Origin of the sequence: Clostridium tarantellae (assembly GCF_009295725.1) — a bacterium.
In the GTDB taxonomy this organism is placed as follows: Bacteria; Bacillota; Clostridia; order Clostridiales; family Clostridiaceae; genus Sarcina; species Sarcina tarantellae.
In genome coordinates this window covers 1-7802 of record NZ_WHJC01000156.1, presented here as the reverse complement: position 1 = coordinate 7802, position 7802 = coordinate 1, and the positions used below count along the sequence as shown (strand labels likewise).

General features: G+C 31.5%; 1 protein-coding gene and 1 pseudogene. Both read left to right on the top strand.

Going from position 1 to position 7802, the window contains the following annotated elements; all coding sequences use genetic code 11:
• Positions 1–92 precede the first annotated feature (92 nt).
• Entirely contained in the window at positions 93–5000 is a 4908-nt protein-coding gene (locus tag GBZ86_RS18270; RefSeq protein WP_234885150.1) for a peptidase G2 autoproteolytic cleavage domain-containing protein, read from the top strand.
• Positions 5001–5144: 144 nt separating this feature from the next.
• Positions 5145–7802 (top strand): annotated as a pseudogene (locus tag GBZ86_RS10180) (hypothetical protein); the annotation flags it as partial.

The following is a 7802-nucleotide window of genomic DNA, read 5'->3' as shown; positions in this document are numbered from 1 at the left end:
TATAAACCTCTATCAAATTCCATTTTTTTGAATATTATGGATATAAACCTAATATTTAAAATAAAAATTTACTTAATTGGAGGAGAATATCTATGAAACATTTTCATTCCATAGAAACCAATATGAAAATTTCTAATAGATGTAACCAAGTAAGCGAAGTTGGATTTCTAAATCTTCCATCTTCATTAGCTGGTTCACAACTATTAAAATTTAATAATGATCTTTATGCATATAATTCTCAAGGACTTTTTAAATTAATTTCCCCTGCATTAAAAGTATGGCAAAAAATATATCTTCCTATTGTTTCAATAAATTATATTTATATGGTTCCTTTAGAAGATTACTTATATCTTTCCTGTAATTCAGAGTTATGGAAACTAAAAAAATGTACTGATCCGTTAAAATCTTGGATTAAAGTTGAATCTACAAGTAAATCTGATAATAAAAAATTATTTGTTCAACCTAGAGCATTTTTTAAAGGATATATATATGGTGTTACTTTTACAGATACTAGTTTTTTTATTATGAAATCTTCAAATTTAATGGATTCTAAAATGTTATGGGAAGTAGCTTCACCTAAATCCTTTAATAAAATAAATAAAAATAAAGATTTAGCATTTTTAACAGTGGCAAATAATCGTCTTTATGCTGGTACTAATACTCTTTCTGGAAAATTTACAGATGAAAACTCTTATTTAAGTGATGGCGTTGAAATTTGGGAAAACGAAACAGGTAATTCCAATACATGGAAACAAATAAATATATCTGGTTTTGGCGTAAGAAAAAAAATAAATAATAAGCTAATTTCTACTAACCAATTAATAAAAGCCTCTAGTATTTTTAAATCTCCTAAAACCAATAAAGAATCATTAATAATAGCTACTAGTTCTATTTTTGGATCTCAAATTTGGATATATAATAATGAAGATTTAAATGGATGGTATAATGTTCCTATAGAAAATGAGCCTTGTAGTATAATAAGTGAAATTAAATCTATTGTTCTCTTTAAAAATGAATTTTTTATTGCTTCTAGAACTATTTGCAATGTAAATAATGTTTGCTCAGATATAAATTGTAATTTATACAAAATTAATTCATTAACCTGTGAATGTTGTAAAATAGATTATACAAATTGTAATTGTGATAATTGCATTTCTAATTGTATTTGTACCTGCCCTTGCGAAGAACCTCTATATAAAAATTATATTACAAATTCTATATTATTATTTAATAATGAAATTTATTATTCTGTTTCAGATAAAAATAATAAATTTGGAGATATAGTTTTTGCTTTACTATTCAATGAATCTAATAATGTAATTGAAAGTTCTAATACAAATAATAATTCTATTTTGATTGATAAATGTAAAAATAATTCATTAGGTACTTGCTCTCATAGTGAAGGTTGTTCTACTCAAGCTTTTGGTGATTGTTCTCACTCTGAAGGTTGTTCATCAAAGGCTTTAGCAGATTGTTCCCATAGTGAAGGTTGCTTATCAAATACTTTAGGTAAAAACTCTCATGCTGAAGGTTCTAATACTCAAGCAATTGGGTGCTCATCTCATGCTGAAGGACTTAACTCAATATCAAATGCTTCAAATTCTCATGCTGAAGGTAATCAAACTCAAGCTAATCATATAAATTCCCATGCTGAAGGTTTTAAAACTATTGCTAATGGTGAACATTCTCATGCTGAAGGTAGTTATACTACCGCTTCTGGTAATTCATCCCATAGTGAAGGTAACGAAAGCGAATCTATAGGAATAAATTCCCACGCCCAAGGTTTTAAAACTATTGCTAATGGTGAACACTCTCATGCTGAAGGTAATCAAACTGAAGCTAATGGTGATAACTCTCATGCTGAAGGTTTATCTTCAAAAGCTAAAGGAACAACTTCTCATGCTGAAGGTTTTAAAACTATCGCTAATGGCGATGATTCTCATACTGAAGGAAACTTAACTAGAGCTAATGGTTCAAGCTCTCATGCTGAAGGTTTAAGATGCGTATCTAATGGTGATAACTCTCATGCTGAAGGGAACTCATGCACTACTGACAATAAAAATTCCCATGCTGAAGGGCTTGGTACATTAACTGCTGGCGCAAATTCTCATGCCGAAGGCAACCAAACTGGAGCTATAGGAAAAAATTCTCATGCTGAAGGCTTTAGATCTCAAGCTAATGGTACCAATTCTCATGCTGAAGGACTAGATACATTAACCTCTGGTGAAAACTCTCACGCTGAAGGTATTAAATCTAAAGCTAAAGGAAGTAATTCTCATGCTGAAGGTAATGAAGCTCAAGCTAACGGTATAAACTCTCATGCTGAAGGTCATCAATGTCAGAGTATTGGTGAAAATTCTCATGCTGAAGGTCATCTAAGTAAAGCTAACGGTTTTGATTCTCATTCTGAAGGTCATGAAACTGAAGCTAATGGAAATTCCTCTCATGCTGAAGGTAATGAAACTAAAGCTTCTGGTAATAATTCTCATGCTGAAGGCTTTAAGACTATAGCATCTGGAAATTCCTCTCATAGTGAAGGTAATGAAACTCAAGCTCGCGGAATATTTTCTCACTCAGAAGGTCTTTTTTCTATAGCTTCTGCTACTGTTTCACACGCTGAAGGTTTTCAAACTAAAGCTTCTAGTGAAAATTCTCATACTGAAGGTAACCAAACTCAAACTTCTGGTATAAACTCTCATGCGGAAGGATTTAAAACTATAGCATCTGGAAATTCCTCTCATGCTGAAGGTGAATCTACTCAAGCATCTGGAATAAATTCTCATTCAGAAGGAACTAGAACTATAGCTTCTAGTGCTAACTCACATGTTGAAGGTTCTCAAAGTATAGCATCAGGTAATAATTCTCATGCGGAAGGTTTTAAAACAAAGTCTATTGCTAGTGAATCTCATGCTGAAGGTAATCAAACTCAAGCTGGTGGAAAATTTTCTCACGCTGAAGGTCTTTTTTCTATAGCTTCTGCTACCGTTTCACATGCTGAAGGTCATGAAACTAAAGCTTCTGGTGAAAACTCTCATGCTGAAGGTAATCAAACTCAAGCTTCAGGTGTAAACTCTCATGCTGAGGGCTTTAAATCTATAGCCTCTGGACATTCTTCTCATGCTGAAGGTGAATCTACTCAAGCATCTGGAATAAATTCTCACTCAGAAGGCGAAATCACTACAGCTTCTGGTACAAATTCTCACGCTGAAGGAACTAGAACTATAGCTTCTGGTGAAAGCTCTCATGCTGAAGGTTTTAAAACTATATCCTCTGGAAGATCTTCTCATGCTGAAGGTGCTAACAATGAAGCATCTGGTATAAGTTCTCATGCTGAAGGCTTTCAAACAAAAGCTCAAGCACAAGCTTCTCATACTGAAGGGTTTCAAACTATTGCATCTGGAAATAATTCTCATACTGAAGGATTTCAATCTCAAGCTAGTAATGAAAATTCTCATGCTGAGGGTTTTCAAGCTAAAGCCTCTGGTGTAAATGCTCATGCTGAAGGTAGAGAAACTGAAGCTTCTGGAATAGCATCTCATGCTGAAGGTTTTAAAACTATTGCTAAAAGAGATACTTGTCATGCAGAAGGTAATGAAACTCAGGCTACTGGAATTAATTCTCATGCTGAGGGACAATCTACTAAAGCTTTTGCTCCTGGTTCACATGTTGAAGGGTTTAGATCTACAAGCTCTGGAAACTTTTCTCATGCTGAAGGTGAACAAACACAATCTATTGGTAAAGCATCTCATGCTGAAGGTCAATCTAGCGAATCTACTGGTATTGGTTCACACGCAGAAGGAAGTTTTACAAAAGCTATAGGAAATAGTTCTCATACGGAAGGTCAATTTACTCAAGCTAAAGGAATCAATTCTCATGCTGAAGGCAATAATACTAAAGCAAATGGTAACTCTTCTCATGCTGAAGGAGAATTTACTGAAGCTATTGGTCTAAATTCTCATGCTGAAGGGCAATCTACTAAAGCTAATGAAACAAATGCTCATTCTGAAGGTTTAAGTACTGAAGCTTCTGGAAAAAACTCTCATGCCGAAGGTGAATCTACTAGAGCTCAAGGAAAAAATTCTCATGCTGAAGGGAAATTAACAAGAGCTACCAATACAGAATGTCATGCTGAAGGTCACTCCTCTCAAGCTACTGGCACTAGTGCCCATGCTGAAGGTTTTAACACTAGAGCTACTGGAGCTAATTCCCATGCTGAGGGGACTAGATGTGAATCAAACGGAGAAAATTCTCATGCTGAAGGAGAAGATACTAGAGCTACTGGGAGATATTCTCATGCTCAAGGAAAAGGTACAATTGCTAGACATACTGGTTCTTTTATAATGGGTCGATTTGGTGAAACTAAAGAGGATTATTCTTTTTGTTTAGCTAATGGCCAAGATTCTAACAATCTTGCACTTGTAGCAAGAATAGATAATACTGGTAAACTATTTGCAAATGGTGGTACTCAAACTGGTGGTGCTGATTATGCAGAATTATTTGAAACTGTAGATGGAAACTCCATTGAACCTGGTTATTTTATAACATTAGAAAATGATAAAATTAGAAAAGCTAATTCACAGGATTCTTTTATTTTAGGAATATCCTCAGCTAATTACTCAATATTAGCAAATGATAGTGAATTTGGATGGAAAGATAAATATTTAAAAGATGAATGGGGACGAATTCAATATAAAAAAATTATAGTTCCTGCCTCTACTGATGACTTTGGAAACATTTTAACTAATGAATCTATAACTAAAGAACCTATTTTAAACCCTAATTATGATAGTACTAAAAAATATATTCCTAGATCTGAAAGACCTGAATGGGTAGCTGTAGGTATATTAGGTCAAATTCTCATTAGAGATGATGGAACTTGTTTACCTGGTGATTTTTGCCTACCAAATAATAATGGTATTGCTACTAAATCTAATCCTAATAATGGATATAAAGTATTAAAAAGAACAAATACTAATCAAATTTTAATACTATTTAGATAAAATTTAAAATTATATCTAAAAACAATGAAATTTAATTATTATGTTTAAATTTCATTGTTTTATTTTCACTACCAAATAATTAACAATTAGCATATTGTATAATAACCTTATTTTATTATTAGCTGTTATTAGGAGGATAACTATATGTATATAATTGATGATAATAATTGTAATGATTCAACAAACATAAAAAAAAGCATTTCTCAAGTTAGTGAAGTAGGTTTCTTTGATTTTTCATCTTCTTTACATGGAACTAATTTATTAAAATTCAATAATAATTTATATGCCTATAATTCACATGGCTTATTTAAACTTATTTCAACTAAATTAAAAGCATGGCAAAGTATACCTATTCCTACTAATGATAAAAAAATTTTATTAGTTCCTTTAAATAATTATTTATACTTATATGATTCAAATGGATTCTCATGGAAGATAAAAGCTAATACTTCCTTTTTAACTGATTGGATAAAAATAAACTCTTTAAAAAAATCTAAAAATATACCTTTAAAAGTAAAACCTTTAGTGTTTTTTAATAACTATATTTACGGAATTACATTTTTACAAAATACCTTTGAAATAGTTAGATCTAATAATTTAAATGATTCTCAAATGTATTGGGAAACTACAGCTCCTATATCTTTTAATAATATTAATAAAAATAAAGATATAGCTTTTATGGTTGTTTTAAATAATTGTCTTTACGCTGCTACTAATACACTTTCTGGTGATTTCAAAGATTTAAATTCTTACCTTTCTAACGGCATAGAAATTTGGTCAAGTAAAAATGGTAATATAGATTCCTGGAAACAAATAAACATATCTGGATTTGATGTAAAAAAAGTTATTAGTTCAAAAACTATTTTTCCAAATCAATTAATTAAAGCTTTTACTATATATACCTGTCCTAAAACTCAAACCGAATGTTTAATTGTAGGAACTAGTTCCTTATATGGCTCTCAAATTTGGTCTTACAATCCTAAAAATGGATGGATCAATATACCTTTAAAGTTTACTTCACAAACTACCATTAATGAAATAAAATCTATATTATTTATAGATAATGAAATTTTTCTTGCTACAAGAACTTTCTTTGACTTTGAGGAAAAATATTGTAACAATATTAATTGTAGCTTTTATAAAATTAATAATTTACATTGTGAAAATTGTAATATTGAATATATTAATTGTAGCTGTGATATAATTGATATTAATTGTAAAGTTCCTAATTGCAAAAATTATATAGCAGATTCAATAATTTATTTTAATAATAAAATTTTTTATTCATTATCTGATGAGACAAAAGAATTTGGTGATATTATTTTTTCTTTATGTTTTTACCAAACAAATAATATAAAAAAAGTATCTAATATTCCTAACTCTAAAAATTATTATTGTGAAAACCTAAATGATAATTCTAACAATATTTTATGCAATAATAAAAATTCAGGTAAATGCTCTCATGCAGAAGGTTGTTCTTCAAAAACTCTTGGTGATTGTTCTCATGCGGAAGGTTGCAATAGTAAAAGTCTTGGTGATTGCTCACATAGTGAAGGGTGCAACAGTATTACTTTTGAAAAAACTTCACATGCTGAGGGTTCTAATACACAAGCAACAGGTTGTTCATCACATAGTGAAGGATTAAAAACTATTGCTTTTGGAGCTAATGCTCATGCTGAAGGTAATATGACTAAAGCTGAAGGTAATAACTCTCACTCTAATGGGCTAGAAACTATTGCAAAAGGAATTAATTCTTATTCTGAAGGGCATTTAACCATTGCATTTGGTAATAATTCTCATGCACAAGGCTTTTCCTCTAAAGCTGAAGGAAATAATTCTCATACTGAAGGTTGTGAAACTATTTCAAAAGGTAATAACTCTCACTCTGAAGGTAATTTGACTATTTCCACTGGCATTAACTCTCATGCTCAAGGCTTTTCTTCTAAAGCTAAAGGAGATAATTCTCATGCTGAAGGTTCTGAAACTATTTCAAAAGGTAATAACTCTCACTCTGAAGGTAGTTTAACCATTTCCACTGGCATTAATTCTCACGCTCAGGGCTTTTCTTCCAAATCTGAAGGAGATAATTCTCATGCTGAAGGTTATAAATCTCTTGCTGATGGTAATAATTCACATAGTGAAGGGAAATTATCACAATCTAAAGGTGAAAATTCCCATGCTGAAGGAAATGTAACCTTAGCAAATGGAGTTTCCTCTCATGCTGAAGGTTTTTCCACACAAGCCTATGCAAATTTTTCTCATACTGAAGGAAGTTATAATTATACAAAAGGAATAAATGCTCATGCTGAAGGAAATGAAACTATAGCAAATGGTAAAAATTCTCACAGTCAAGGTTTTAAAAGCATTGCTTTTGGTGAAAATTCTCATGTAGAAGGAAACGAAACTAAAACATTTGGAGATAATTCTCATGCTGAAGGCTTTAAAACTAGATCACAGGGGAAAAATTCACATAGTGAAGGTGAAGAAACTAGATCAACTGCTATAAATTCTCATGCTGAAGGGAAACAAACCACAGCTTCTGGTGTTAATTCTCATGCTGAAGGCTTAAAAACAACTTCAATAGGTAATAATTCTCATAGTGAAGGTGCGGAAACTAAAGCTGAAGGTGAAAATTCCCATGCTCAAGGCTTTAATACAACAGCTTCTGGTAATGGTTCTCATGCTGAAGGTTTTAATACAACTTCAATAGGTAATAATTCTCATAGTGAAGGTATGGAAACTAAAGCTGAAGGGGAAAATTCCCATGCTCAAGGATTTAATACAATAGCTTCTGGTAATGCT